We start from the raw sequence: 24248 nt of genomic DNA, 5'->3' as shown, positions 1-24248 counted from the left end.
GATGCGATGAAACTGCGCAAAATTGGCAAGAGCGATCTGATGGTGTCTGAGATTTGTCTCGGGACAATGACTTGGGGCACACAGAATACGATGGAAGAGGGCCACGCCCAGATTGATCGCGCCAAAGAGGTTGGTGTCAATTTTATCGACACGGCAGAAATGTACCCGGTCAACCCGGTCCGGGTGGAAACGGCGGGCGATACCGAGGTGATCATTGGCGAATATCTTGCGGCGCGCGGTGGGCGCGCGGACTGGATCATCGCGAGCAAAATTGCCGGCACCGGCAGTGTCAATAAAGAGGGCATCACCGCCGAAAATCTTGAGGCGCGCCTTGATGCCTCGCTCAAACGGCTCAAGACCGATTACGTCGATCTCTACCAATTCCATTGGCCCAATCGCGGCTCTTACCATTTCCGCCAAAACTGGGCATTTGACCCCTCGTCGCAGCCACCGAAAGATCAGGTTTTGGACAACATGCGGGCCGTTCTTGCAAAGATGACGGAGCTGCAGAAGGCTGGCAAGGTGCGCGAATTTGGCACCTCGAATGAAAGCGCATGGGGCATGGCGCAATGGTTGCGCTTGGCCGAGGAAATGGGCGCGCCGCGGATGCAGTCGATCCAGAACGAATATTCGCTGATGTGCCGCCACTATGACCTCGATTTGGGCGAATTGGCGGTGCATGAAGAGGTGACGCTTTTGGCCTATTCGCCGTTGGCCGCCGGGCTTTTGACCGATAAATACAAGGGCGGCTCTGTGGTGCCGAAAGGATCGCGTCTTGATCTGAATGGCGATCTGGGCGGCCGGGTCAGCCCGCGCGCCTGGCCTGCGGTGGACGCCTATGTCGAGATCGCGAAAAAACACGGGATCGACCCAACAACCATGGCTGTGGCCTGGACCCTGACCCGTCCGTTTGACACCATGCCGATCATCGGCGCGACCTCTGTGGAACAGTTGGAAAAGTCTTTGGACGCACGCGATGTGACGCTGTCAAAAGAGCTGCTCAAAGACATCGAAGCGGTCTATAAAGCCCATCCCATGCCTTACTAAGTGAGGCGCTTCAGGAGATCACATCATGCGGGCTGCTCTTTGGATTGCGCTTGCCACATTTGCCCTTACGGCTTGCCTATCGGATGCGCCGGAGGCGGGCGGGGGCTATGGGCTTGCGGGGTATGATCCGGGTGCCACATCGCAAAAGGCAGCCTGCGAGGGTCGCGGTGGGGCGTTCAAACCGGGCGGGGCGTCCGGGGCTTTGGCCTGTTTCATGACGCCGAAAGATGCAGGGAAATCCTGTTCCACATCCTCGGAGTGCAGCACCGGCAATTGTCTGGCGCGCTCGCAAAGCTGCAGCCCGATCGAGCCGCTGTTTGGCTGTAACGAGCTGCTGGATGCGGAAGGGCGGCGGGTGACATTATGCGTGGAGTGAGCCAAAGCCGCGAGTTGCGCGATTTGTGCAACTTTCATGTGCGAAACCTCTTGTTTGGTGCTGTTGCTCTGCCCCTGCTTGCGGGATGCGTGACTCCCGGCTCGGCCTTCAAACCCACCGGCACACGCAATCCCGAGGTGGCGATGGCCTCTTTGGCCACGTTGGATACGCTGAAATTCTCTGGCCGCTGGTATGAGGTTGAGGCGTTTGTGCCCGACGGCAAATCCTGCGTCATCGGCGCGGTGACGTTTACCCGGCAAACATCCGGCGATCTGATGGTGACCGAAGGCCCCTGTGCCGATGGCGCGCCGCGTCAGGGGCTGGCCAAACGGATCGGGCCGGGGCGCTTTGCCTTTGAGGGCGACGAGATTTGGGTGTTTTGGGTCGATGCCGAATATCATGTGGCCGTTATTGGGTCGCCTTTGGGGGCGGCGCATGTGTTGTCGCGCGAGATGAGCCTGCCGCCGGATCGGCAGCGCGCGGTGCATGAGATTTTGGCGTGGAACGGCTATGACGTGACCCGGCTGCGACCGGCGCGGCGCAAATAGGCCTCAAAGGAGGGACAAAGATGCGGATTTTGTTTACGGGTGGCTCAGGCAAGGCCGGGCGGCATGTGGTGCCTTATCTGGTGGCGCGCGGTCATCGGGTTTTGAACGCCGATCTGGTGCCCTTGGATGCGCCGGGGGTGGACAATCTGACGGTCGATGTGACCGACAGCGGTCAGGTGTTTAACGCTCTGACATCCTACGCAAATTTCGATGAATTGGAGCCCGGAACAGGGGTGCCAAAATGTGACGCGGTGGTGCATTTCGCCGCCGTGCCGCGCATCCTTTTGAAACCGGACAATGAAACCTACCGCGTCAATGTGATGAGCACTTATAATGTGCTTGAGGCGGCGGTGAAGCTTGGCATTAAAAAGGTGATTTTTGCCTCTTCCGAGACCACATACGGCGTCTGTTTTGCCGATGGGACACGCCGGCCCGAATATCTTCCGGTGGATGAGGATCACCCGGTTGTGCCCGAGGACAGCTATGCCATGTCCAAGGTTGCCAATGAGGTGACCGCGCGGTCGTTTCAGCGCCGCTCTGGCATCGACATTTACGGCATTCGCATCAACAATGTGATCGAACCGGATGAATATGAGCGCAATTTCCCGACCTATTTCGAACGCCCGGCCATGCGGGAGCGTAACATTTTTGCCTATATCGACGCGCGCGATTTGGGGCAGATGGTCGATTTGATGTTGGCGAAAGACGGGTTGGGGTTTGAGATATTCAACGCCGCCAATGATGATCATTCGGTGAACCTGCGCACGCGCGAGATTGCCGAACGGTTTTATCCGAATGTGCGGTTTCTGCGCGAGATGGGCGACGATGAGAGTTTTTATTCCAACGAGAAGGCCAAGCGGCTGTTGGGGTTTGCGCCCAAACACGGTTGGCGGCAGGTCTTGAAACCCTGACCCTTCGCATTTGCTGATGGGGGTCCGCAGGATTTTTGACTAGGCGGTTTGAAAAATCCCGCTTATAGCCCCCTGCATGATGATTGAGCGGACATATATGGAGCATGCGCGCCGGGTTTTGGTGCTGGGTCTGCCATTGGCGGGCAGTCAGCTTGCGCAATTTGCCGTGCATATGACCGATGTGATCATGATGGGTTGGTACGGTTTGGACGAACTGGCCGCACTGGTCTTGGCTTCGGGCTTTTGGTTCGTGTTGTTCATCCTCTTGGCAGGGTTTGCCTTTGCCGTGATGCCCTTGGTCGCCACGGCGGCGGGGCGCGGGGATGTGACCATGGTGCGGCGGGCCACGCGGATGGCGATTTGGCTGTCCATCATTGCCGCCGTGGTGATCTATCCGGTGTTTGGATTTTCCGACGAGGTTTTGATCGCACTCGGGCAACAACCGCATATCGCCGTCATGGCCAAACCCTATCTGGCGGTCGCGGGGTTTGAAATGATCCCGGCCCTGGTGGTCGCGGTGTTCCGGTCGTATTTCTCGGCGCTGGAGCGCACCCGAGTGGTGTTGATCGCGGTGATCTGCGCGGTCGGTCTGAACGCGCTGCTCAATTATATGTTGATCTTTGGCGGATTTGGGATGCCGGAACTCGGCGTGTTGGGCTCGGCCATCGCCTCGCTCATCGTCTCGACATTGATGATGGTGGCGCTGGCGGTGTATGCCAAAATGGCAACGCCCGAAAATGATTTGTTCCGCAACCCGTTTAAACCCGATTGGGCGATGTTCAGCACCGTGTTTCGCATGGGGGTGCCCATCGGACTGACCTCGCTGGCAGAGGTCGGGTTGTTCAATGCGGCCGCCTTGATGATGGGCTGGATCGGTACGGCGACTTTGGCAGCACATGGGATTGTGCTGCAACTCACCGCCATTGCGTTTATGACCCAGATCGGCTTGTCACAGGCCGGGACCATTCGTGCCGGCAACGCCATGGGGCGTGGCGATGAGGCGGATCTGCGCAAAGGGGCGCGGGTGGTTGTGGTGATGTCACTGATGATGGCCGCCGTGTCGTCGTCTTTGTTCTTATTGTTCCCGGATTTTCTCATCGGCTTGTTCATTGCCCCCGATGAACCAGCGCGCGCGGATGTTTTGGCCATTGGCGGCGTTCTGATCGTCTTCGCCGCGATGGTGCAATTCTCGGATGGGGGGCAGGTTGTGGCGCTCTCCTTGCTGCGCGGGGTGCATGACACCGCCGTACCGATGGTATTGGCAACGATCAGCTATTGGGTCATCGGATTGCCCGTGGCCTACCTGTTCGGCTTTGTCATCGGCTGGGGCGCAGAGGGCGTTTGGATGGGCTTTGTCTTTGGCCTGACCTCGGCCTGCCTGTTGATGAGCTACCGCTTTTGGGTGCAAAAATCGCGGATTTCGCGCGAGGCCTAAAGCGCTTAGCCCTCGCCGCGGTCTTGCAACAGCCGATCCGCCTTTTTGCGCACCAAGACCGTGCGCAGGTCATGCATCGCCAGCAAAAGCGCATCTGTGACATTCTCCAACTGATCGTCGGTCGCACGCGTTTGTGCCCAATGCGCGGTCAGGTTGAGGTAATCAATCGCCCGGTGTATGTCGTCAATATCGCGCTTTGCCAAAAGCGCAACCCGCTCGGCCATCCAGTCTTCGATGATGCGCTTGTCCTCGGGAGACAGCTCCCGCCCGCCTTGCGGTTTGATTTCGCCATTCTTGATGTTGACCGCCGCGATGTGATCCATCTCGATCCGGCGTTGACGGTTTTCCGTATCCACGCGAAAGACGAAGGCACCGTTCTCGCGGATACGGAAATAATACTCGGGAAGAGCGACGCTCATGAAAGCCCCGCGCAAAAGTTCTGAATCCGGGTGCAGGCCTCTTTGAGGGCGGCGTCCGAGGTGGCGTAAGAGACGCGGAAATTGGGCGACAGGCCAAAGGCCGCACCAAACACCACGGCCACACCGGTTTCTTCCAATAACGCTGTGGCGAACTCTTCGTCATTGGTGATTTTGGCCCCGCCTGCGGAGGTTTTGTTCAGGCATCCGGCGATGTCGGGATAGACATAGAACGCGCCTTCCGGGGTCGGGCACGTGATGCCGGAGGCGGCGTTGAGCATGTCGACCACCATATTGCGGCGGCGCACGAAGGCTTCGTTGTGGACCGCGATGAACTCATGCGGGCCGTTCAGGGCCTCGACAGCGGCATATTGCGAGATCGAACAAGGGTTCGAGGTCGATTGCGATTGCACCTTGCGCATCGCATTGATCAATTCCACCGGCCCCGCCGCATAGCCGATCCGCCAGCCGGTCATGCAATAGGCTTTGGACACGCCATTGACCGTCAATGTGCGCTCATAGAGGCCGGGTTCGATTTCGGCGGGTGTGCAGAATTCAAACTCGTCAAAGGCCAGATGTTCGTACATATCATCCGACATCACCCAGACATGCGGGTGGCGCATCAACACGTCCGTCAGTTCTTTGAGCTCGGCTTTGGAATAGCCAGCACCGGTGGGATTGGACGGTGAGTTGAAGATCAGCCATTTGGTTTTGGGCGTGATCGCGGCCTCAAGCTGGGCTGCGGTGATTTTGAAATCATGATCGAGCTTGCCTTCGATCGCCACGGGCACGCCGCCCGCCAAAAGCACCATGTCCGGGTAGGACACCCAATAGGGCGCCGGGATGATCACCTCGTCACCGGGGTTCAAGGTTGCCACCAGCGCGTTGTACAACACCTGTTTGCCGCCGCCCGACACAGAGACCTGCGCGGGGGTATAGTCCAACCCGTTGTCCCGTTTGAACTTGGCGCAGATTGCCTCTTTGAGTTCCGGGATGCCATCCACGGCGGTGTATTTGGTTTTGCCCTCTTCGATGGCGCGAATGCCCGCCGCTTTGATGTGCTCGGGCGTGTCAAAATCCGGCTCACCCGCACCAAGGCCGATCACGTCCTTGCCCGCGGCTTTCAATTCACGCGCCTTGTTGGTCACGGCGATGGTGGGAGACGGTTTGACACGCGACAGAGTCTCGGAGAGGAAAGGCATGGGAAAGTGTCCATTGTGCTAAGGGTTTGGCCTAGTGATAGCGCCAAAAAGGGCCGCGCGCCAAGCGTCGCTTGACGATAATCTTGGTATGGGTGCGATAATCTTGATATGGGTGCACAAAACGTCACAGAGTTGGAGATCGCCATGCCTCAGTTCAGCCCCAAAAACGCAGTCAAGCCGGTGGGTGAGAGCATTGAAATCCGTCGGAAGCGGCTCAAAATCCGGGCGTGGCGGCGCGGGATCAAAGAGATGGATCTTTTGATCGGCGGCTATGCGGATGCGCATTTGGCAGACATGGACGCGGCGGCTTTGGACGAGTTTGAGACGCTGATGGATGAGCATGATCAGGATTTGCTATCCTATGCGACCGGGCTTAAACCCGTGCCGGATCATCTCAAATCCATGTTGGAGCGGGTGATTGCGGATGCGGATCATCCCTCTTGGGGGCTGATGGGGTAAAAGGTTACCAAACCCTTACCGAAACCCACGCCCTGTCTACGCTATTTTTCAGCCAATTTGTCGAGATTGGAAAAATTTGTGCTGTTTAACTGAATTTTGGGAAATTCCGGTCAATCTGTCCTTCAAATAGCCTTTGGCGGAGTCACAGATGAGCATGCATTCAGCATTCGTAAAACCAATCGAAACCCCCTTTATGTCTCAGTACCTTGAGGCATTGTCACTGGTGGAGCGGCTGCATCGCCTGCTTCTGGATGTGATCAAGGATGAATTCGAACGGGTCGGCATTTTGGAAATCAACGCGGTTCAGGCGCTTTTGCTGTTCAACGTCGGTGAAAACGAGGTGACCGCCGGGGAATTGAAAACCCGCGGGTATTATCAGGGCTCAAACGTCTCCTATAACCTCAAAAAGCTGGTGGATATGGGCTATATGCACCATCAGCGCTGTGAAATTGACCGCCGCTCGGTGCGGGTGAAACTGACCGCCAAGGGCGATCATGTCCGCGTCACCGTGGCGGAGTTGTTTTCACGTCACGCCGAGGGGTTGCAGGGCAAAGGGGTGATTTCCTCTGCGGGAATCGAAGACATCAACACCTCTTTGCGCCGCGTTGAACGGTATTGGGCCGATCAGATTCGCTATATCTACTGAACGGGAGTCGTCAGACAGGTCAATTTTGACCGTTTTGATCGGGCAGAATGTCCAACCAGACGATTGTAAGTGTTTGTAATTCTTTCAAAAGTTTGCGCGTCATCGCGCGGTCATAGTCGTGATACGACCCGGCGCGTTCGACAAAAGCACCATAACCTTTGATCACCGCCCCTCTGAAATAACGTTCCAAACCATCAAGCTCGCGGGTGACCGCCGCCGCGTCGGCGGTGTCCGATCCGGTCGAGACAATCAATCCGTTGATCGTCACGTCACTGAGGTTCGGTTCAAACCGCACCCGCTCTGGACGAGGCCCCATGTTGGAGCGGCCATCGGCGGAAATATCCAACGTATAGCGCCAACAGCCGGGACGTTCGCTCAACCGTGCTCCACCAAACCGAATGCCTTCGCCCATGGCCGTGCCCGGCCCATGTGGCACCCGCGTTAAGCTGCGCAATTTGCGTTGCACGTCTTGCAGGTCGTCTTGGCTGCGGATGGCCACCCAAGGCACCAAATCGCGCGGCGAGGCGTCACCCGCCCACTCGTAGATGGTGATCCAAACCGGCGCGCCCTCGACAGCCAAAAACGCCCGCGTCACCTCGGGGGAGGCCAAGGCGCGGGCGAGACCTTCGATCTGCAATTGCCACTCACGAGCATCGACCGAGCCAGACACATCCAGCCCCAGCGCCAAAGCCTGTCGGCAGGTCTCGGCCTGCGCCGATCCTGCCGTCAAAAACGCGGCGAAAATCGCGCTGAGGAGGGCGGTTTTTACCAATGCCCAACACTTTCCATCGACGCCCAAGGCTCTTTCGGAGCAAGGGCTTCGCCTTTTTGCAAAAGCTCGATCGAAATATTGTCCGGTGAGCGCACAAAGGCCATGTGCCCGTCGCGCGGCGGTCGGTTGATCACCACGCCATTGTCCATAAGTGTCTGACAAAGCGCATAAATATCTTCGACTTCATAGGCCAGATGGCCAAAATGGCGGCTGTCTGAGGGCAGGCCCTCGTCGCCGTCCCAATTGTAGGTCAGTTCCACCGGACACTCTTCCTGTCCCTCGGGGGCCATGAAAATCAACGAAAACCGCCCCGCTTCGCTGTCCATGCGGCGAATCTGTCGCAGTCCCAATAACGTGAAAAACGCCATGGTTTTTTCCAAATCCTTCACTCGAACCATCGTGTGCAAATAGCGCATTTTGCCTCTCCTTAGTTTGTTTGGTGCAACTCTAGCCCTTTGTGGGCGCTTTTCCATCCCCTTGCCACAGGTTCCGCCTTGGCTTGCCCCTCTGCGTCAGTAATACTGAGGCCAAACTCGCGCCTACTACATCTTGGGGATAATGCCGTGCACCAATACCATGACCAGTTGAAAACCATCCTTGCCCATGGCGTTGACACCACCGATCGCACTGGCACAGGAACGCGATCCTATTTCGGGCTTCAGGCGCGCTATCCGCTGAGCGACGGGTTTCCCTTGGTCACCACCAAGAAACTCTACCTGCGCGCCATCATTCATGAGCTTTTGTGGTTTCTCTCCGGCGACACCAACATCAAATATCTGCGCGACAATAAGGTGACGATTTGGGACGAATGGGCCGATGAAAACGGCGATTTGGGTCCGGTCTACGGTGCGCAATGGCGCAAATGGCCGGGCGGGGAGCGTGGCACATTCGATCAGATCGCCAATCTTGTCGAGGCAATCAAGAAAACTCCTGATTCGCGCCGCCTCATTGTCTCCGCGTGGAATCCCTCTGAGGTCGACAATATGGCGCTGCCGCCCTGTCACACCCTTTGGCAGGTCAAAATCCTGGGTGGAAAACTGCACCTTCAACTCTACCAACGCTCCGCCGATATGTTCCTCGGCGTGCCGTTCAACATTGCGTCTTATGCGCTTTTGCTGCAAATGCTGGCGCAGGTGACGGGCTATGAGCCGGGCGATTTCATCCATTCGATCGGTGACGCACATATCTATTCCAACCATATGGAGCAGGTCGCATTGCAACTCACGCGGAAGCCGAAACCACTGCCGACCATTCGGATCAACCCGGCGGTCAAAAGCCTGTTCGACTTCACTTTTGACGATTTCGAGGTGCTGGATTACGATCCCGATCCCGCCATCAAAGCTCCGGTTGCGGTCTAAGGAGCCTCATTATGATCACGCTCATCGCCGCCCGCGACCGCACAGGTGCCATTGGCAAAGACAACACCATCCCATGGGAAGCGCCGGAAGATTTGCGGTTTTTCATGCGGGAAACCATGGGGGGCGCGGTCATCATGGGGCGCAACACCTGGGAAAGTCTTCCATTTAAGCCATTGAAAAATCGTTTGAATATCGTGGTGTCCTCAAAAGGCGTCGATTATGAGCATGTCTTTGCCAGCGTTGAGGAGGCGATCCAATTTGCCCGCTCCGAGGGCCGCGCGCGCATCTACGGCATGGGCGGATCTGGCATCTACTCTGCCATGCTGCCGCTGGCCGACCGTTTGGTGATCACCGAGGTCGACACCGAGGTCGAGGGCGCGGACACATGGTTTCCGACGTTCGACCCAAACGCGTGGCGCGTAGTGTCGCGGATGGTGCTGCGCGCGGAGGGGCCGAAGTGTGAGGTTGTGGAATGGATGCGGTGATTTGGGTCAATGGTTGAAAAATGACACCAATGTTGTACATTTAGAAACAATCGCGCCCCAAACCATCAAATACTTGCCGCAGTCGCGCAAGCTGAGTTATCCTTTAAGCATAGAGATTTACGCCCCAATTGGGCTCGTGTTTCGGAGTGTGTAAAATGATGAAAGCCGCGTTGACTGCCGCTGTGATGACCCTTGGGGCGAGCCCGATGTTTGCTGCGGACACCCAGCCCTATGATCCTGTCGTCAAACATTTCGCCTATGAGAAAAACGTCGAAAACTTCTGTCCCGCAGGGACGCAGCCGATCCGCTATAATGGCGTGGTGTGTTGCGGTGTGCCGAATGCGACGGGCTATGGCGACGCTCCCGTGAGCCAGCGGCGCTATGTGCCCGCGATGGCGACAAACAACACAGATCCGAAATCTCCGAATTACGTGCCGGAGCGGATTTCGATGGGGTCTGGAAGCTAAGCCCCTGCGAAGTTAAGGAAATTCAAAACCCCGCCCCGTGTCTGGGGCGGGGTTTTGTCACTCGGCGGCGTCTTCAACCCGTTCCGAGAGGATAAAATCGGCCACGGCCACGCCTAATATCTCATGCGAGGCTGCTTCAAGGTGGACGCCGTCGACCTCAGAAACCGACACCACAGAATTGGCATCGAACACCGCCACATCGCGGGCCTCTGCCATGGCGCGGACCGCGTCATAGGTGGCCATGGATTTGGCCTCCGCGCCAGTATAGTGCTCGGCTAAAACGCCCAAAGCGCGTGGGGCAGGGGGCAAGATCAGAAAGGGTTCAAACCCGCCATGGCGCGCCTGCATCTCGTCCGAGAGCGCGACATCAAGGTGAAACGCGGCGGCCTCGGCGATGTCTTCAGGTGTGGCATCAAACTGTGCCTTGAGATCGTTGGTGCCCAACATGATGGTCAGCGCATCAATCGGCCCATGACTTTCAAGCGCAATGAAAAGGCCTAAACGCCCATCCATATGCGGCCCCATTTCGGGATCGGGAAAGGCAAAGGTCCGCCCCGGCAAGCCCTCTTCGATCAAATCCCATCCCAGTCGTTCTGCCATCACCACAGGCCAGCGGCGCATATGACGTGGCAGATCGGAAGGACGCGTGAGCATCGGCTGAGTGCCGTGGGTGTTGCTGTCGCCAAAGGTGAGGATCGTGGGCACGGGTGGCCTCCAAAATGTGCATAGAAAACGGCCCCGGAGTGGCCCCGGGACCGTCAAAGATCAACCGAAAAATCGTTCAGATCGCTTCGAGTTCGGACGCAGAGGCGCGACCATCACGGCCATCGCGCAGCTCATAGCGGATTTTCATATTGTCGGCGAGGCCAGTCATGCCCGCGCGCTCGACGGCAGAAATATGAACAAAAACGTCCTTGCCGCCATCATCGGGGGCAATAAAGCCGAAGCCTTTGGTGGTGTTGAACCATTTTACAGTGCCGGTGGGCATTGTCATCACTCCTATCATGTCATCCGCCACAACGTGCGACGGGCCGGTGCAGCCTGGTCTTCCAAGTCTTCCAGCTGCCCCGTAAGAAGGAGCGGTCGTTCTAGAAAGTCAGCAGTCACGAGATAAGTTTGCCTCAAGTTGAAAATAAGGCAAGCAACAAGTTTATAACACCGCGCAGATGCGGTTTTTTGAGCGGCTGGGGCTGTGGATTGGGCGTTTGGTGAATCGAAAAGAGGTCAAAATGACAGTCATTTACGGGATTAAGACATGTGACACCTGCCGCAAGGCTCTCAAAGCGCTCTCGGCAGAATTGCGCGACATTCGCGCCGAACCGCTGTCCGCACAGGACTTGGAGCGGTTCCATGCGGCGTTTGGCGATGCGATTTTGAACACGCGATCGACCACATGGCGGGGCTTGTCAGAGGACGAGCGGGCACGCGCGCCTTTGGCTCTGCTGGCCGATCACCCGACGCTGATGAAGCGCCCGGTGATCGAAAAGGACGGTGTTTTGTATCTGGGCTGGGGCAAGGATGTTCAGGCCGCTGTTTTGGCTTGAACCCGGTTCCAGATCAGCCGATCCAGCGAGGCCCAGCCGCCGCCCAAGCCGATGAGTACGGCAAATCCGAGCATCCAAAAGCTGCGTTGGTCCAGGATCAGCGCGTCGGATGCCCGGTCAAACCACGCGCCGACGGTGGCGGGATCGGCGCCGTGGCCGATGACATCGGTGAGCGATTGCACAAGGACAAAGCCGACCATGCCGAGGGCCGCGAGGCGGGTGAACAAGCCGACGATAAGCAGCGCGGGCAGAATGATTTCGGCGTAGCTGCCCGCCATTACCACCGCCCATTCAAACAGGCCAAAGCCCGAAATGTCATAGCCTGCCGCCTCCATTTTGCGTGGGAAGACCTGGGCGTAGGCATTGAAGGTTGGGGTGAACGGACCGGATAATTTGGTCGCCGCCGAGGCCCAGAAATAGCGGGCCAAAACTCCGGCAAAGGTGAGGCGCGCGAGCAGGGGCAGGGCGCAGAGGGCAAGGCTGTTGATACGATCAAACGTGTTTTTAAGGTCAAACATGGGCTGAGTCCTGCGATGAAATGAGTGCTCCGCCGGTCAGCAGGGCGCAGAGAAAGGCCGAGAGGTCGAGCGCGGCCGGGGCCAAATCGATTGCCTCACCCAGAGGCGTCCCCGCGTTCAAAGCCGTCAAAACGGCACTGGTGCCGGGAGGAAAGCCTGTCGCCACCGGGTCGAAGGCGGCGCGGGTGATCAGGGCGGTTTCGCCCCCGCCTGTGGGATTTGACCCACCAAGAGCGGCGGCGTGAATTTGGGTCACGGGATAGGCGCTTTCGATCCAAAACACCGAAGGGGCGAGGCGCAGCGGGCGGATCAACGCGTCGGGGTTTTGCATGGCATCCGCGGTGAGTGCCGTGGCATCGGCGGCGTGATAGCTTTGGTGCAGGACATACTCGAGCCGGGCGACATCGGGCAAATAGGGCAGGTGGCGCAGGGGCTCAAACCCGGCCAGAAACTCGGGGAACGTCTCGCCATAGAGCGCCAGTCGTGGCGACTTCGGCGGATGCGCGCGCAGGTAAACCCCTGTCATCGCGTCAAAAAACGCCGCGCCGAGCAAAGATTTGATCGCGGGAAAACCCGACGAAAGCGCCTCTTTCAAACTCACCGCGACATTATTGCGATAGACATTAAAGCGCGCAGCTACGGGGTGGCCTGACGCATCGGTGAGGCCCATGGGGACGGGGGCGTCTGGGTCAAGCACGGCGGCGATGAAGGCAGATTGGGTCATGCGGGCACCCGTTGTAACAGGGCGGTGGCACGGTCGGCCTCTGCGGCCAAAACCTCCCATTCGGGCACATCGGTGTCCCATTCGATCAAGGTCGGCTTGGCACCGCCGACAGACAAGGTATGGGCATAAAGGGTCCAAACCGGGTCGGCCACTTCGCGCCCGTGGCTGTCGATCAGCAACGGCGCGCCCGTCTCATCTGCGTCTTCATCATGGCCGCCAAGGTGAATTTCCCCCACGGCCTCATGGGCGAAGGCGTCAATATAGGCGATGGGGTCAAAGGCCAAATTGGAGGCGGAGACAAAGACATTGTTCACGTCCAGCAAAAGCCCGCAACCGGTGCGTTTGACGATCTCACGCAGGAAATCGACCTCGGCATAGGTGCTTTCAGAAAAGGCCAAATAGGCGGAGGGATTTTCGAGCAACATCTGCCGCCCGATCCGATCTTGCACCTCGTTGATATGGGCGCAGACACGGGTCAATGTGGCCTCGGTGTAGGGCAGGGGCAGCAGATCGTTGAAATAGGCGTCACCATGGGTGGACCAGGCCAGATGTTCGGAAAACCGTGCCGGTTGCAGCCAGTCGATCAGGTGTTTGAGCCGTGCCAAATGGTCGGGGTCAAGCCGTCCGTCGCCGCCGATTGAGAGGCCAACACCGTGCACGGAGATCGGGAACAGATCGGAGAGCGCACGCAGTTGTGCCAAGGGCCGCCCCCCCGCGCCCATGTAATTTTCTGCATGAATTTCAAGCCATTCAACCGAGGATTTGCCCGACGCAAGGTTTGAAAAATGCTGTGGTTTGTAGCCGACGCCCGCGCCATTGGGCAGGGTGTCACGCCGGGCGTCACGCCAGCTGTTACGGTGGTCCAACATCTCATCTCCCCCCAAAGGTTTGTGTTTGTAAAGAGGGTCCGGCACAGATGCGCCGGACCCGAAGAGGTTTAGCTGTCCATCGGCAGGTCGCGATCCAGCGCCTCAAGCGACCCCATGCGGGCATGGCCGTCCATCGTTGCGGGCAGTTCCATGGTCAGGCAGGTGCCTTCGGGAACGAGGGTCCAGGCGTTGCCTTGGTAATCGACTTTCGAGGTGCCTGCACAGGTTGTGCCCGGGCCGGCCTGACAGCCGTTTTCACCGGCAAGAGCAACGCCGAAACATTTTTCCTGCGCACCTTCGGCGGAGGCCATGGTGGCGGTTGCGGACAATGCGGTGGCAAGAGCGCCGATGAGGGCGAGGGTTTTTGTTTGTGTGGTCATTGGGTGTGTCTCCCTAAAGATCGTGCGTTTCCGCCGTGAGTGGCGGTGAGCAAGATATGGCCGATAGGGCGGCTCACAGGCCAGTCACGGGGCTGTGTCCTGACGCGCCTGTCAGGGAGTGAAACAAACGGAAACGTGTGTTGAAAAGACATCGCATGGGGGCAAGACGCGCGGATCAGCGGTGTTGGGCTGGCCTGAGATGAGTAAAATCAGGGGGATAAAGGCACGCAGGGGGTGAAACATTGCTCACGCTGACGTTGGGGAAGGTGAACAAGCAAAAAAGGCCCCACTTGCGCAGGGCCTTTTTGTTTCAGGTTTTTTGCGACTTATTTCAAATCGGGTGGGCAGGCGGCCAGCTTTAGCTCAGCCACGATGTCGTCCAGGCTCATCACAGCCGTCTGTTTTTCACCCAGACGACGCACAGAGACGGTCTTTTCGTCAATCTCACGCGCGCCCACGGCCAGAATCACCGGCACTTTGCCAAGGCTATGCTCACGGACCTTGTAGTTGATCTTCTCGTTGCGGGTGTCGGCCTCGGCGCGCACACCTGCGGCTTTGAGGGCTGCCACCACGTCGTTGGCGTAGTCATCCGCCTCGGAGACAATCGTGGTGACCACAACCTGACGCGGCGCCAACCAGAACGGCAATTTGCCCGCATGGGATTCAATCAAAATCCCGATAAAGCGCTCAAACGAGCCCAAGACCGCGCGGTGCAACATCACCGGACGGTGTTTGGCCCCATCCTGGCCGATGTAATTGGCATCCAGACGTTCAGGCAGGTTCGGGTCGATTTGCAAGGTGCCACATTGCCAATCGCGGCCAATGGCATCGGTCAACACGAACTCCAATTTTGGACCATAAAAGGCGCCTTCGCCCTCCTGGATTTCAAAATCGTATCCCGCAGCCCGAATCCCGTTGGCCAAATCCGCTTCGGCCTTGTCCCAGCTTTCCTCGGTGCCAACCCGTTTTTCAGGACGGGTCGACAGTTTGACTTTCCACTGGTCAAAACCAAGATGGGCATAGATTTTGGCCAAGAAGGTGACGAATTTCTTGGTCTCTTCCTCGACCTGTTCATCGGTGCAGAAAATATGCGCGTCATCTTGGGTGAACCCACGCACCCGCATGATGCCGTGCAGCGCGCCCGACGGTTCATAGCGGTTGCACGAGCCAAATTCGGCCATGCGCAATGGCAGGTCGCGGTAGGATTTCAAACCTTGGTTGAACACCTGAACGTGGCAGGGGCAGTTCATCGGCTTGAGCGCGTTCAGCGTCTTTTCGCGGGCGTGCTCCTCGTCGACTTCGACGATGAACATATTGTCTTGGTAGTTGTCCCAGTGACCGGATGCTTCCCAAAGCTTGCGGTTCACCACTTGGGGCGTATTGACCTCGACATAGCCATCTTCTTCTTGCTGGCGGCGCATGTAATCTTGCAACGTGGTGTAAATTTTCCAGCCGTTCGGATGCCAGAAAATCTGCCCCGGGGCTTCTTCTTGCATATGGAATAGGTCCATTTCGCGGCCCAGCTTGCGGTGGTCGCGTTTGGCCGCCTCTTCCAACATGGTCAAATGGGCCTTGAGCGCCTTCGGGTCTTTGAACCCAACGCCGTAAATCCGCTGCAACATCGCGCGGTCACTGTCGCCGCGCCAATACGCACCCGCGACGGACATCAATTTAAAGCTGTTGTTCGGCACTTGGCCGGTGTTTTGCAAATGCGGGCCACGGCAGAGATCCTGCCAATCGCCATGCCAATACATGCGGATCGGTTGCCCGTCGTCGGGGATCATGCCGACCAACTCGACCTTATACTCTTCACCGCGCTCTTTATAATAGGCGACGGCTTTCTCGCGCGACCAGACTTCGGTGCGCACCGGGTCACGGGCGTTGATGATGTCTTTCATCTTCGCCTCAATCGCGCCCAAATCTTCGGGGGTAAATGGCTCTTTGCGGTCAAAGTCGTAATACCAGCCGTTTTCGATCACCGGGCCGATGGTGACTTTGACATCGGGCCAAAGCTCCTGCACCGCGCGCGCCATGATATGGGCCAGATCGTGACGGATCAGTTCCAGCGCCGGGGCCTCATCGGACATGGTGTTGATGGCAATCGTGGCATCGGCCTCGATCGGCCATTGCAGGTCCCAATGCGTGCCATTCACGGTCGCGGAGATCGCTTTTTTGGCGAGAGAGATCGCAATGCTTTCCGCGACCTCAGCAGGGGTGACGCCCTTTGCGAAGTCGCGTACATTGCCATCGGGGAAGGTGAGAGAAATCTGGGCCATGTCTGGCACTCCTCGTCAGTTTGGCGCCCACGGAGCGCCCGGTTGCGGGTTATGGTGTGCGCCCTATGTGAATCTATCGTGTGGCCGAGTCAATGCGAAAGGGCCGCCATGACGGCCATAAATGCAATGTTTGAACGTCTTTCTGGGCGCAGGCCGGGGAGGGACGCGTGAGCAAGGCGCAACAGCCCGGCAATGTCCTGTGGGTTTGGCGCTGTCAGGGGCGGAGCCTGTGACTGAGCGAACCCCTGCCGCTCCCCTTTGTGAGCGGGGGCGCATTGGGCCAGCGGATTGCAAAGTTTTCCCAGCCGCGATAGGCCTGAGGCAATGACGGAGGACAGTGCCATGCCAGAGTTTTTAGACACCCCAAGCGGTCGTCGCATCGCCTATCATCAGGTTGCAGGCGAGGGCACCGGCGTGGTGTTCCTGGGCGGTTTCAAATCCGATATGGAAGGCAGCAAAGCCACGGCTTTGGACGCTTGGGCGCGCGCAGAGGGGCGACCGTTTTTGCGGTTTGATTACTCCGGCCATGGCGCAAGTTCGGGCCGCTTTGAAGACGGTGCCATCGGCGATTGGGCCGAAGATGCGCAGGCGGTGATTTCGGCGCTGACAACCGGCCCGCAGTTGCTTGTCGGCTCCTCCATGGGCGGCTGGATTTCGCTTTTAATGTGCAAACGGATGCCCGAACGGGTGGCGGGGCTTGTCACCATCGCCGCCGCACCCGATTTTACCGAAGACGGGTTTTGGGCCAGCTTCGACGCCGATCAGCGTGCCGAACTGATGGACAAAGGTGTGGTGCATGTGCCCTCTGAGTATGGCGATCCCTATCCGATCACCAAACGCCTGATCAGCGAGGGGCGGGATCATCTGGTGCTGCGCGCGCCGCTTGACCTGCCCTTCCCGGTGCGGTTTTTGCAAGGCACAGAAGACACGGCAGTCTCCACGGAAACGGCCCTGCGCCTGTTTGATCATGCGCAGGGCAATGATCTGCGGCTGACGATTGTCAAAGGTGCGGATCACCCGTTTTCGACCCCGGATTGCCTGAAAACCATTGAGGCGGCGATCACTGACGTGCTGGCGCGCATTTGATCCCCGCGCCGAGACAAATTTGGGGCATGACCCCGGCAGGATGACCAAACCGATGACGGAAAGCTTAGTGTTTCTCCCCGGATTTCTTGCGGATGGCCGGGTGTTTGCCGATCAAATCAATGATTTGAGTCGAGATCACGCCGTGATGGTCGCGCCGCTCAAAGGGGTGAGCTTGGCGGAGATGGCGGATTATGTTCTGGCCGTCGCGCCGCCGAAATTTGCGTTGGCGGGGCATGATCTGGGCGCGTCGGTGGCAACAGAGATGTTGCGCCGCGCGCCCGGACGGGTGACGCGACTGGCGTTGATTTCGGCATCCGCGCAAGCCGAACCGCCCAACGCCGCAGCCGCCCGCGAGCCGCGGATGATCAAGGCCAAAACCGGCCGTTTTGGCGAGGCGCTTTTGGAGGAATTGCCCAGCACGGCGCTGTTTGATTCGCCGCATCGTCATGCCATTCGCGACTATTGGCTTGATATGGCGATGGAGGCCGGGGCTGAGACCTATCTGACCCAATCGCGCATTTTGCAACGCCGCCCGGATTTGCAAAATGTGCTCCGGCGCGCGCGGCTTCCGGCGCTGGTGATTGGCGGTGTGGCCGATACGATTTGTCCGGCCCGACGGCAGGATTTCATCGCCCAGTTGATGCCACGCGCGCAATTGGTGTTGATTGAAAAGGCCGGACATCTGCCGATGTTGGAAGCGCCCAAAACCGTGTCACGGGCGTTCAGAACATGGCTGGAGGCCGAGGCACCATTGGTGTTGCGCTAAGCGTCTTCATTGCTGCGCCAATACTCAAAAGCGGCACCATGTGGACAAAAAGGCCGCCGGTTTTGAGTATTGTCCGGCCAGATTACCCCGCCGCTTTGGTCTTTGCTTTGGCGGCAGTGCTTGGGCGTGTGGTGTCTTTGCCGGCAACCACACGCGGACCCGAGTTGGCGTCGATGAAATCAAGCACCAAGGGCCGAATGTTGTTGCGCCAGCTCTTGCCCGCGAAAATCCCGTAGTGACCGGCGCCCGGTTCCAAATGCCAGGCTTTTTTGCTGTCCGGCAGACCAGTGCAAAGCCGCAGCGCCGCAACACATTGGCCCGGCGCCGAGATGTCGTCGTTCTCGCCCTCAACGGTTTTGACCGCGACATCGGTGATTTTTCCGATATCGACGCGTTTGCCCGCGACGACGAATTCGTTTTTGGCGATCTCAAGACCTTTGAAAATCCGCTCGACGGTCGAGAGGTAGAATTCGCCGGTCATGTCCATCACGGCGAGGTATTCGTCGTAGAATTTATTGTGCTTGTCGTGATCCGAGGCTTCGCCTTTGGCGACGCGGTTGATTTGATCTTTGAAGGCTTTGGTGTGGCTCTCGGAATTCATCGCGATGAAAGAACTGAGCTGCAACAGGCCCGGATAGACCTTGCGGCCCACACCTTTGTATTTATAGCCCACGCGCTGGATCATGCTTTGTTCAAGCTGGCCCATGGTGATGCGGTTGCCAAAGTCGGTGACTTCGGTCGGGGTCGCGTCCGGGTCAATCGGCCCGCCGATCAAGGTCAGGCTGCGCGGTTGCGCTTTGGGGTCTTCTTCGGCCAGATACGCGGTCGCGGCCAGGGTCAGCGGGGCCGGTTGACAGACCGCGATGACGTGGATTTGTGGCCCCAGATATTTCATGAAATCAACAAGGTAGAGGGTGTAATCCTCAACATCGAATTTGCCTTCGGACACGGGGATGTCGCGGGCGTTGTGCCAGTCGGTGATGTAGAGTTCGCAATCGGGCAAAAGGGATACGACGGTCGAGCGCAGCAGTGTGGCGTAATGGCCGGACATGGGGGCCACGAGCAGCACTTTGCGGGCCATTTCCTTGCGACCCTGAACCTTGAAATGGATCAGGTCGCCAAAGGCCTTGGACACTTCGACTTCGATGTCGACGATATGATCGCGGCCATCTTCGCCGACCACGGATTGAATGCCCCAGTCGGGTTTGGCCGCCATACGTGCAAAGGAGCGTTCGGTCACCTGACCCCAGGCGGTGAGCCATTGGATCGCGGGATTGGGCACCATCGCCATGGCCGGGTAGGAGCCAAGCGCCAAGGCCGAGGCCCCAAGCCATTGGTTGGTGTTGCGCATCGTCTCCATGAAATCATAGGTCGCCATAAATCGCATGCGTCACTCCTTGGTGTCTCGTTTGAGTCTTGTGAGATAAGGGCGCATCAGCGCCTTCCCACCAGTCCTCTCTATCGCTATCGTAGTTTATATAGTCTTACAGCATTTTGTCATGCTGCAAGTGCAAAATGGAGGGAAGAGGCGAGATGACAGGGGATGGAGATGTCAAAACGCAAGACAAACCGCAAGAATTTGAGGTATTGAACGCGAATATCGCAAAGATAGAAGCTCTGTCACAACGGTTGATCACAGCGCTGGCCCAAAAAAAGCCTGTGCCGCAGTCGTTGCAGGGGCCGAACCAAGAATTATTCATGAAAGCCGCTGCGGCCTATATGGCCGAAATGATGAACAACCCGGCGCGGGTGATCGAACATCAGGTCGGGCATTGGGGCAAAACGTTAAAACATTTTGTCGATGCCCAACATCGGTTGGCGAAGGGGGATATGAGCCCGCCGCCGGACGAGACCCCTCAGGATCGCCGGTTCGCCAATCCGGTTTGGGACAACAACCCGTATTTCAATTTTATCAAACAGCAATACAAGATGAACGCCGAGGCGATTGAAACCGCTGTGAGCGATCTTGAGGTGATGGAAGACCGTGAACGCCGCCGCGTCGATTATTTCACTCGCCAAATCATTGATATGATGTCGCCAACCAATTTCCTGGCGACCAACCCGGATGCATTGCAGCAGGCGATCGACACCAATGGCGAAAGCTTGGTGCGCGGTTTGGAAAACCTTGTGCGCGACCTTGAGGAGCACCAAGGTGAGGCGATTGTGAACCTGGCCGACAAGGCCGCCTTTAAAGTTGGTAAAAACATCGGCACTTCAAAGGGCGAGGTGGTGTTTCGCAACCGGATGTTTGAGCTGATCCAATACGCGCCTTTGACCAATGAGGTTCATAAGACCCCGCTTTTGATCTTTCCGCCATGGATCAACAAATTCTACATTCTCGATCTGCGCGAACAGAACTCGTTGATCAAATGGGTGGTGGAGCAGGGTTACACCGTCTTTGTCGTCTCTTGGGTCAACCCCGACGAAAGCTATGCCGATGTCGGCATGGACACCTATGTCGAAGAGGGATTTTTGACCGCCATCGCTCAGGTCAAAGAGATCACCAAAGAAGCCAAGATCAATGTGATCGGCTATTGTATCGCGGGCACGACGTTGGCGATCACTTTGGGGTTGATGAAACAACGCGGCGACAAGTCGATCAAATCCGCCACCTTCTTTACCACCCTGACCGATTTTGCCGATCAGGGGGAGGTTGGGGTGTTTTTGGACGATGATTTCGTCGATGGAATCGAGGCGGAGGCGGAACGCACCGGTTTGATGAAGTCGCTTTATATGAACCGCACTTTCTCTTACCTGCGTGCCAACGATCTGATTTATCAGCCCGCGATCCGCTCCTATATGATGGGGGAGGCGCCGCCTGCCTTTGATCTTTTGTACTGGAATGGCGATGCCACCAACCTTCCGGGGCGGATGGCGGTCGAGTATCTGCGTGGTCTGTGCCAGCGCGATGAGCTGTCGACCACGGGTTTCCCGATTGCCGGAACCAAGGTGCATCTCAGCGACGTGGACGTGCCGCTTTGCGCCATTGGTTGTGAGACCGATCACATCGCGGCCTGGACCAGTTCCTATAATGGGGTGCGTCAGATGGGGTCGAAGAACAAAACCTTCATCCTGTCTGAATCCGGGCATATTGCCGGGATCGTCAATCCGCCATCGAAAAAGAAATACGGCCACTACACCAACAGCGATCTGACACTGTCGCCGCAGGAGTGGAAAGCGGGGGCCGATTTTCATCAAGGCTCTTGGTGGCCGCGTTGGGAAAACTGGTTGTCATCTAAGGCGGGTAAAATGGTCCCAGCGCGTCATCCGGGTGATTCGGGGCGTGCGACATTGGGTCCGGCTCCGGGCGATTACGTTGCGTCACAGGCAACACCCTGAATCTACGTTGTTTTGGGTATTTTTCTGCGGCGCAGCATAAAACACTTGATTTTCTGCGCCGCAGCATGCATATTCTGTTTGCAAGTGCAGAGCGACATCGAACGCCGGTCTGTAACGAATTCAGAGCGGCACACCGGATCGGACCGCTTATTTAGTAACCGCAAAGGACTGTGACATGGCTAAAACTGATGACTTCACCAAGATGATGAAAGACATGATGGGCAATTTCCCGATGGACATGTCCGCAATGCAGGACGCGTTCAAAACCCAAGCATCGCTTGGTGAGAAAATGGCCAAAGTGGCTCTCGAAGCGGCTGAGAAATCCACCGAGATTTCCTCCAAATGGACCAAAGAAGTTCTCGCAAAAGCTTCTGTCGTGGCCTCTGTGAAAGAAGAGCCGACCGATTACACCAAAGCGGTCACCGATTTCGCTTCCGCTCAGGCTGAATTGGCTGCTGAAAACATGGCCGCTTTCGCGGAAGTTGCGAAAAAAGTTCAGATGGAAACCGTTGAACTGATGCTCGCAGCCGGCAAAGACGCAGGCGAAGACATGACCGCTGCCGCGAAAAAAGCGACAGACGAAATGACCAAAGCTGCGAAAAAAGTCACAACCCCGGCCGCCTAAGGTCTCGGGTTTAACGACAGCATTCGCGCGCGGGGTTCGCCTCCCTGACCCCGCCGCATCAGAAATGGGCCTCCTTTTGGGGGCCCATTTTTCTTGGTGTGCCTTCGGGTTTATGCCGCGATGCAGAATGCGCAAAGTGGCCTTGGTCACGCCGGTTTGGCCCCCTCGACATGATAGCGGTATCGGTTTGGTGGGGATTTCTTTTGCTTTTGGAAAATCCGTCGCTTAGGCTCGCTGCAATGCCAATAAGGGAGGGGAGCCCAGAATGGCCGCCGAAAAAAAAACATATGATAAAACCGCGACGTTGTTGATCAAACGCTATGCGTCGCGTCGCCTCTATAACACTGAGACGTCTGATTATGTCACGCTGGAGGACATCGCGGGATTTATCCGCGAGGGGCGGGATGTGCAGATCGTTGATCTGAAATCCGGGGATGATTTGACCCGTCAGTATCTTTTGCAGATCATCGCGGAACATGAAAGCCGCGGTGAAAGCGTGTTGCCGCTCAATGTCCTGACCGATCTTGTGCGCAGCTACACCACGGATATTCAATCCGTTGTGCCGCAATTTTTGGCGCAGAGTTTTGAAATGCTCCGCCATGGCCAAGAGCAGGTGATGCAAAATTTTGGCACCAGTTTGCCAGGATTTGAAGCGCTGCAAGCGCAACAAGAGGCCTTCCTGAAAGCAATGACAGGGGGCTTGGGCAGTGGGCTTGGATCGAATTGGACCGCGCCGAAAGCCGAAGCTGCGGCTGAGGGCAAAGAAGATCTGGGTGAGATCAAAAAGCAACTCGCCGAGCTTCAGGACAAGCTGTCCAAACTGCAATAAATGCGACCCGTTTGATCTGCTGATCGCGACAAGCCCCGCCCAATCGGCGGGGCTTTGTTTTGCAATTGCGGCATGAATGACGGTCCCCATCGATTCGGCGGGTGACAGCCCGCACAGCACCCCCTAGGCTTGCGATCAACACGAGATCAAACACCAAAAGGGTGACGCAGCGCGATGAGTGACAAGGTTGGGCGGTTGACGCTTTGGGGGGTTGAGGTGTTTTTGGCCGTGTCCGAGGAGGGGTCGGTCTCTGCGGCGGCCAAGCGGTTAGGGGCCTCGCCCTCGGCCATATCGCAACAAATCTCAAACCTCGAAACCGCGCTGGGCACCGAATTGATGAACCGGCGCGAGCGGCCGATGAGCCTGACGCCCGCGGGCCGGGTGTTGCGCAAACGGGCGCAAACGATCCTGTTGGAAGCGGCGCGCGCGCGTTCTGAAATTGCCGGTCTGGACCTCAGCCAATTGGGCCAATTGCGCCTCGGCATGGTCGAGGATTTTGAATCGAGTGTCACACCTTTGCTGATCGCACAGATGGCCGACACGTTGACCAACACCCGGTTTGAATTGGAAACCGGCCCGTCGCATCGGCTGCTCGACCGGTTGGAACACCGGGCTCTTGACGTGATTGTTGCCGCCGAATTGGAGGTGGCTGAGGATTGGCGCGAAAGCCATCCGATGTTGCAAGACCCGTTCGTTGGGGTGGTGCCAAAGGGCCATCGCGAGGCGATCCACACCCTGCCGCTGATCCAATACACCCGTCGTCATGCGATGGGGCGGATGGTGGCCCATCACCTGTCAGAACAGGGAATGCGGCTGACCCAGCGGTTTGAATTGGACAGTTACCGCGCCATGTTGGCGATGGTGGCGGGGGGCACCGGGTGGACGATCCTGTCGTCTCTGGGGGTGCTCAATGCCGGGCGATATGCCAGAGCGATTGAGGTGATCCCGTTGCCGACGACGCCGCTGTCGCGTCGGATTTCCCTGACCGTGCGCCGGGATGGTGTGTCCGAGATGGCCAGCGAAATCGCCACGCGTTTGCGTCCCTTGTTGCAGGATCAGGTGGTCACACCCTTGGTCGCGGCCAACCCATGGCTTGAGGGGTACGTCAAACTGCTCTAACGCAAACGCCGCCCAGATGCCGGGCGGCGTTTCTGATTTTTAAACTGAACG

29 protein-coding genes are annotated in these 24248 nt (G+C 57.6%); 17 read left to right on the top strand and 12 right to left on the bottom strand.

Annotated elements, in window-relative coordinates; genetic code table 11:
* Positions 1–6 precede the first annotated feature (6 nt).
* The 5 genes from B30_RS05295 to B30_RS05275 all read left to right on the top strand — a co-directional run bounded on the left by B30_RS05295 (position 7) and on the right by B30_RS05275 (position 4317).
* Positions 7–1047, top strand: coding sequence for an aldo/keto reductase (locus B30_RS05295; RefSeq protein ID WP_009570991.1), 1041 nt, complete (start codon positions 7–9; stop codon positions 1045–1047).
* A 25-nt stretch (positions 1048–1072) separates the two neighbouring features.
* The gene (locus B30_RS05290) at positions 1073–1423 is read left to right on the top strand and encodes a hypothetical protein (RefSeq protein WP_009570989.1); all 351 of its coding nucleotides are present in this window, start codon (positions 1073–1075) and stop codon (positions 1421–1423) included.
* Positions 1411–1971, top strand: a complete 561-nt coding sequence (locus tag B30_RS21275) for a lipocalin family protein (RefSeq protein ID WP_009570988.1) — start codon at positions 1411–1413, stop codon at positions 1969–1971. Before B30_RS05290 ends, B30_RS21275 begins: the two co-directional genes overlap by 13 nt.
* 20 nt (positions 1972–1991) lie before the next feature.
* A complete protein-coding gene (locus tag B30_RS05280) occupies positions 1992–2882 on the top strand; it encodes an NAD-dependent epimerase/dehydratase family protein (protein ID WP_009570987.1) in 891 nt (296 codons plus the stop codon).
* Between the two features lie 76 nt (positions 2883–2958).
* Complete coding sequence (locus tag B30_RS05275; protein WP_009570986.1) at positions 2959–4317, top strand: MATE family efflux transporter; 1359 nt, start codon at positions 2959–2961, stop codon at positions 4315–4317.
* A 5-nt stretch (positions 4318–4322) separates the two neighbouring features.
* On the opposite strand, the gene B30_RS05270 is transcribed toward B30_RS05275, so the two are convergent.
* Together B30_RS05270 and B30_RS05265 are read right to left on the bottom strand one after the other, a co-directional pair.
* The gene (locus tag B30_RS05270; protein ID WP_009570985.1) at positions 4323–4736 is read right to left on the bottom strand and encodes a hypothetical protein; all 414 of its coding nucleotides are present in this window, start codon (positions 4734–4736) and stop codon (positions 4323–4325) included.
* Complete coding sequence (locus tag B30_RS05265) at positions 4733–5935, bottom strand: pyridoxal phosphate-dependent aminotransferase (RefSeq protein ID WP_009570984.1); 1203 nt, start codon at positions 5933–5935, stop codon at positions 4733–4735. The genes B30_RS05270 and B30_RS05265 overlap by 4 nt, the downstream gene beginning before the upstream one ends.
* A 144-nt stretch (positions 5936–6079) precedes the next feature.
* Here B30_RS05265 and B30_RS05260 point away from each other — a divergent pair, with 144 nt between their 5' ends.
* Entirely contained in the window at positions 6080–6394 is a 315-nt protein-coding gene (locus tag B30_RS05260; protein WP_051130591.1) for a succinate dehydrogenase assembly factor 2, read from the top strand.
* Between the two features lie 148 nt (positions 6395–6542).
* Positions 6543–7040, top strand: coding sequence for a MarR family winged helix-turn-helix transcriptional regulator (locus tag B30_RS05255; protein WP_009570982.1), 498 nt, complete (start codon positions 6543–6545; stop codon positions 7038–7040).
* 19 nt (positions 7041–7059) lie between these two features.
* Here the strand turns inward: B30_RS05255 and B30_RS05250 are convergent, their stop codons facing one another.
* Both B30_RS05250 and B30_RS05245 read right to left on the bottom strand, forming a co-directional pair.
* A complete protein-coding gene (locus B30_RS05250; protein ID WP_009570981.1) occupies positions 7060–7812 on the bottom strand; it encodes a DUF1194 domain-containing protein in 753 nt (250 codons plus the stop codon).
* Positions 7806–8228 (bottom strand): VOC family protein, encoded by a 423-nt coding sequence (locus B30_RS05245; RefSeq protein WP_009570980.1) that lies wholly within the window; start codon positions 8226–8228, stop codon positions 7806–7808. The genes B30_RS05250 and B30_RS05245 overlap by 7 nt, the downstream gene beginning before the upstream one ends.
* A 147-nt stretch (positions 8229–8375) precedes the next feature.
* On the opposite strand from B30_RS05245, the gene B30_RS05240 reads away from it, so the two are divergent.
* The 3 genes from B30_RS05240 to B30_RS05230 all read left to right on the top strand — a co-directional run bounded on the left by B30_RS05240 (position 8376) and on the right by B30_RS05230 (position 10122).
* Complete coding sequence (locus tag B30_RS05240) at positions 8376–9170, top strand: thymidylate synthase (protein WP_009570979.1); 795 nt, start codon at positions 8376–8378, stop codon at positions 9168–9170.
* Between the two features lie 11 nt (positions 9171–9181).
* Positions 9182–9655: a dihydrofolate reductase gene (locus tag B30_RS05235; RefSeq protein ID WP_009570978.1), complete on the top strand. Its 474-nt coding sequence runs from the start codon at positions 9182–9184 to the stop codon at positions 9653–9655.
* A gap of 155 nt (positions 9656–9810) precedes the next feature.
* The gene (locus B30_RS05230) at positions 9811–10122 is read left to right on the top strand and encodes a hypothetical protein (RefSeq protein ID WP_040401879.1); all 312 of its coding nucleotides are present in this window, start codon (positions 9811–9813) and stop codon (positions 10120–10122) included.
* 57 nt (positions 10123–10179) lie between these two features.
* On the opposite strand, the gene B30_RS05225 is transcribed toward B30_RS05230, so the two are convergent.
* Positions 10180–10827, bottom strand: coding sequence for a GDSL-type esterase/lipase family protein (locus B30_RS05225; protein ID WP_009570976.1), 648 nt, complete (start codon positions 10825–10827; stop codon positions 10180–10182).
* A gap of 76 nt (positions 10828–10903) precedes the next feature.
* Entirely contained in the window at positions 10904–11110 is a 207-nt protein-coding gene (locus tag B30_RS05220) for a cold-shock protein (protein WP_009570975.1), read from the bottom strand.
* 241 nt (positions 11111–11351) lie between these two features.
* On the opposite strand from B30_RS05220, the gene B30_RS05215 reads away from it, so the two are divergent.
* The gene (locus B30_RS05215) at positions 11352–11666 is read left to right on the top strand and encodes an arsenate reductase family protein (protein ID WP_040401952.1); all 315 of its coding nucleotides are present in this window, start codon (positions 11352–11354) and stop codon (positions 11664–11666) included.
* On the opposite strand, the gene B30_RS05210 is transcribed toward B30_RS05215, so the two are convergent.
* From B30_RS05210 to thrS, 5 genes are all read right to left on the bottom strand, one after another.
* Positions 11645–12184 carry a DoxX family protein gene (locus tag B30_RS05210; RefSeq protein WP_009570973.1) on the bottom strand — a complete coding sequence of 180 codons (540 nt, stop codon included), beginning with the start codon at positions 12182–12184 and terminating at the stop codon, positions 11645–11647. The genes B30_RS05215 and B30_RS05210 overlap by 22 nt on opposite strands.
* Positions 12177–12908, bottom strand: a complete 732-nt coding sequence (locus B30_RS05205; protein ID WP_009570972.1) for an HvfC/BufC N-terminal domain-containing protein — start codon at positions 12906–12908, stop codon at positions 12177–12179. The genes B30_RS05210 and B30_RS05205 overlap by 8 nt, the downstream gene beginning before the upstream one ends.
* Entirely contained in the window at positions 12905–13777 is an 873-nt protein-coding gene (gene bufB / locus B30_RS05200) for an MNIO family bufferin maturase (RefSeq protein ID WP_009570971.1), read from the bottom strand. Before bufB ends, B30_RS05205 begins: the two co-directional genes overlap by 4 nt.
* A gap of 68 nt (positions 13778–13845) precedes the next feature.
* Positions 13846–14157 (bottom strand): BufA1 family periplasmic bufferin-type metallophore, encoded by a 312-nt coding sequence (locus B30_RS05195; protein ID WP_009570970.1) that lies wholly within the window; start codon positions 14155–14157, stop codon positions 13846–13848.
* A 326-nt stretch (positions 14158–14483) separates the two neighbouring features.
* The gene (gene thrS / locus B30_RS05190; protein ID WP_009570969.1) at positions 14484–16433 is read right to left on the bottom strand and encodes a threonine--tRNA ligase; all 1950 of its coding nucleotides are present in this window, start codon (positions 16431–16433) and stop codon (positions 14484–14486) included.
* Between the two features lie 342 nt (positions 16434–16775).
* Here thrS and B30_RS05185 point away from each other — a divergent pair, with 342 nt between their 5' ends.
* Positions 16776–17519: an alpha/beta fold hydrolase gene (locus B30_RS05185; protein ID WP_009570968.1), complete on the top strand. Its 744-nt coding sequence runs from the start codon at positions 16776–16778 to the stop codon at positions 17517–17519.
* Between the two features lie 52 nt (positions 17520–17571).
* Complete coding sequence (locus B30_RS05180) at positions 17572–18285, top strand: alpha/beta fold hydrolase (RefSeq protein ID WP_040401951.1); 714 nt, start codon at positions 17572–17574, stop codon at positions 18283–18285.
* Between the two features lie 82 nt (positions 18286–18367).
* Here the strand turns inward: B30_RS05180 and phaZ are convergent, their stop codons facing one another.
* Complete coding sequence (phaZ, locus tag B30_RS05175) at positions 18368–19672, bottom strand: polyhydroxyalkanoate depolymerase (RefSeq protein ID WP_009570966.1); 1305 nt, start codon at positions 19670–19672, stop codon at positions 18368–18370.
* A 146-nt stretch (positions 19673–19818) separates the two neighbouring features.
* Between phaZ and phaC the strand changes: the two genes are divergently transcribed.
* From phaC to B30_RS05155, 4 genes are all read left to right on the top strand, one after another.
* Positions 19819–21624, top strand: a complete 1806-nt coding sequence (phaC, locus tag B30_RS05170) for a class I poly(R)-hydroxyalkanoic acid synthase (protein WP_009570965.1) — start codon at positions 19819–19821, stop codon at positions 21622–21624.
* Positions 21625–21799: 175 nt separating this feature from the next.
* Positions 21800–22249: a phasin family protein gene (locus tag B30_RS05165; RefSeq protein WP_009570964.1), complete on the top strand. Its 450-nt coding sequence runs from the start codon at positions 21800–21802 to the stop codon at positions 22247–22249.
* Positions 22250–22514: 265 nt separating this feature from the next.
* Positions 22515–23078: a polyhydroxyalkanoate synthesis repressor PhaR gene (phaR, locus tag B30_RS05160; protein ID WP_009570963.1), complete on the top strand. Its 564-nt coding sequence runs from the start codon at positions 22515–22517 to the stop codon at positions 23076–23078.
* A gap of 174 nt (positions 23079–23252) precedes the next feature.
* Positions 23253–24197, top strand: coding sequence for a LysR family transcriptional regulator (locus tag B30_RS05155; RefSeq protein ID WP_009570962.1), 945 nt, complete (start codon positions 23253–23255; stop codon positions 24195–24197).
* Positions 24198–24248 lie beyond the last annotated feature (51 nt).

Origin of the sequence: Celeribacter baekdonensis B30, assembly GCF_000299875.1 — a bacterium.
GTDB classification, from domain to species: Bacteria; Pseudomonadota; Alphaproteobacteria; order Rhodobacterales; family Rhodobacteraceae; genus Celeribacter; species Celeribacter baekdonensis_A.
Note: the sequence above shows the minus strand (reverse complement) of the source record. Positions and strands in the feature narration are given on the sequence as shown.

What these genes read in the sequence shown, in the direction of transcription:
- B30_RS05205 (WP_009570972.1), bottom strand. Translation starts at nt 12,908, where the DNA reads ATGACCCAATCTGCCTTCATCGCCGCCGTGCTTGACCCAGACGCCCCC.
- B30_RS05280 (WP_009570987.1), top strand. Translation starts at nt 1,992, where the DNA reads ATGCGGATTTTGTTTACGGGTGGCTCAGGCAAGGCCGGGCGGCATGTG.
- B30_RS05215 (WP_040401952.1), top strand. Translation starts at nt 11,352, where the DNA reads ATGACAGTCATTTACGGGATTAAGACATGTGACACCTGCCGCAAGGCT.
- B30_RS05155 (WP_009570962.1), top strand. Translation starts at nt 23,253, where the DNA reads ATGAGTGACAAGGTTGGGCGGTTGACGCTTTGGGGGGTTGAGGTGTTT.
- B30_RS05180 (WP_040401951.1), top strand. Translation starts at nt 17,572, where the DNA reads ATGACGGAAAGCTTAGTGTTTCTCCCCGGATTTCTTGCGGATGGCCGG.
- thrS (WP_009570969.1), bottom strand. Translation starts at nt 16,433, where the DNA reads ATGGCCCAGATTTCTCTCACCTTCCCCGATGGCAATGTACGCGACTTC.
- B30_RS05260 (WP_051130591.1), top strand. Translation starts at nt 6,080, where the DNA reads ATGCCTCAGTTCAGCCCCAAAAACGCAGTCAAGCCGGTGGGTGAGAGC.
- B30_RS05255 (WP_009570982.1), top strand. Translation starts at nt 6,543, where the DNA reads ATGAGCATGCATTCAGCATTCGTAAAACCAATCGAAACCCCCTTTATG.
- B30_RS05295 (WP_009570991.1), top strand. Translation starts at nt 7, where the DNA reads ATGAAACTGCGCAAAATTGGCAAGAGCGATCTGATGGTGTCTGAGATT.
- B30_RS05290 (WP_009570989.1), top strand. Translation starts at nt 1,073, where the DNA reads ATGCGGGCTGCTCTTTGGATTGCGCTTGCCACATTTGCCCTTACGGCT.
- B30_RS05245 (WP_009570980.1), bottom strand. Translation starts at nt 8,228, where the DNA reads ATGCGCTATTTGCACACGATGGTTCGAGTGAAGGATTTGGAAAAAACC.
- B30_RS05185 (WP_009570968.1), top strand. Translation starts at nt 16,776, where the DNA reads ATGCCAGAGTTTTTAGACACCCCAAGCGGTCGTCGCATCGCCTATCAT.
- B30_RS05265 (WP_009570984.1), bottom strand. Translation starts at nt 5,935, where the DNA reads ATGCCTTTCCTCTCCGAGACTCTGTCGCGTGTCAAACCGTCTCCCACC.
- B30_RS05220 (WP_009570975.1), bottom strand. Translation starts at nt 11,110, where the DNA reads ATGCCCACCGGCACTGTAAAATGGTTCAACACCACCAAAGGCTTCGGC.
- phaC (WP_009570965.1), top strand. Translation starts at nt 19,819, where the DNA reads ATGACAGGGGATGGAGATGTCAAAACGCAAGACAAACCGCAAGAATTT.
- B30_RS21275 (WP_009570988.1), top strand. Translation starts at nt 1,411, where the DNA reads ATGCGTGGAGTGAGCCAAAGCCGCGAGTTGCGCGATTTGTGCAACTTT.
- bufB (WP_009570971.1), bottom strand. Translation starts at nt 13,777, where the DNA reads ATGTTGGACCACCGTAACAGCTGGCGTGACGCCCGGCGTGACACCCTG.
- phaZ (WP_009570966.1), bottom strand. Translation starts at nt 19,672, where the DNA reads ATGCGATTTATGGCGACCTATGATTTCATGGAGACGATGCGCAACACC.
- B30_RS05165 (WP_009570964.1), top strand. Translation starts at nt 21,800, where the DNA reads ATGGCTAAAACTGATGACTTCACCAAGATGATGAAAGACATGATGGGC.
- B30_RS05230 (WP_040401879.1), top strand. Translation starts at nt 9,811, where the DNA reads ATGATGAAAGCCGCGTTGACTGCCGCTGTGATGACCCTTGGGGCGAGC.
- B30_RS05235 (WP_009570978.1), top strand. Translation starts at nt 9,182, where the DNA reads ATGATCACGCTCATCGCCGCCCGCGACCGCACAGGTGCCATTGGCAAA.
- B30_RS05195 (WP_009570970.1), bottom strand. Translation starts at nt 14,157, where the DNA reads ATGACCACACAAACAAAAACCCTCGCCCTCATCGGCGCTCTTGCCACC.
- B30_RS05270 (WP_009570985.1), bottom strand. Translation starts at nt 4,736, where the DNA reads ATGAGCGTCGCTCTTCCCGAGTATTATTTCCGTATCCGCGAGAACGGT.
- B30_RS05275 (WP_009570986.1), top strand. Translation starts at nt 2,959, where the DNA reads ATGATGATTGAGCGGACATATATGGAGCATGCGCGCCGGGTTTTGGTG.
- phaR (WP_009570963.1), top strand. Translation starts at nt 22,515, where the DNA reads ATGGCCGCCGAAAAAAAAACATATGATAAAACCGCGACGTTGTTGATC.
- B30_RS05210 (WP_009570973.1), bottom strand. Translation starts at nt 12,184, where the DNA reads ATGTTTGACCTTAAAAACACGTTTGATCGTATCAACAGCCTTGCCCTC.